Below are 525 nucleotides of genomic sequence, written 5' to 3' on the forward strand. Positions count from 1 at the left end.
CCGTCAATGGTCTGAGTGAAAAATAGTGTCCCTACACGACCTCTGCCAGCAAAACGCTAAATGCTTGTTCTGTAAGCACTTGATGCCCAGTTCATGGCGATGTCACGCGAAAAGTGTCGAACTCGGGTGCGCCACGCGAACACCGATTGGCGTTGATGCCGTGGTCGCGAGCCAGACGGGAAACCGAGACCCCCGGCTGCAGCGACTGCTCGACCACCGCGCGCTTGAATTCCACCGGATGATGCCGGTAACGAACGCCCCGACGCGCCGGGCGACCTGCCTCACTCAAATTCGTGTCCATAAATTCATTCGTGGGCACGAATTTGGGTGCCCGCTCCGGACACCGATCGTCAGCGATCGCTAGGCGAAGGGGAAGACGGCGTTGGGCGGACGCTTACGGCAAATAAGCGCTTCAACCACAAGATGTCTTCGATCCGCGCGCGGGTCGAGCATGTGTTTCGTGTCATCAAGCGCCAGTTCGGTTACACGAAGGTGCGCTACAAGGGGATCGCGAAGAACGCCGCG

The 525-nt window shown here is 58.9% G+C and carries 1 protein-coding gene and 1 pseudogene; one reads left to right on the top strand and one right to left on the bottom strand.

The annotated features are described in order from the left end of the window. Nucleotides 1-91: 91 nt before the first annotated feature. Nucleotides 92-301 carry a transposase gene (locus DNK49_RS23295; protein ID WP_110530431.1) on the bottom strand — a complete coding sequence of 70 codons (210 nt, stop codon included), beginning with the start codon at nt 299-301 and terminating at the stop codon, nt 92-94. An 86-nt stretch (nt 302-387) separates the two neighbouring features. Between DNK49_RS23295 and DNK49_RS25120 the strand changes: the two are divergent. Further along, nucleotides 388-525: pseudogene (locus DNK49_RS25120) on the top strand (transposase); the annotation flags it as partial.

This window comes from Parazoarcus communis SWub3 = DSM 12120, assembly GCF_003226565.1.
Lineage (GTDB): Bacteria > Pseudomonadota > Gammaproteobacteria > Burkholderiales > Rhodocyclaceae > Parazoarcus > Parazoarcus communis.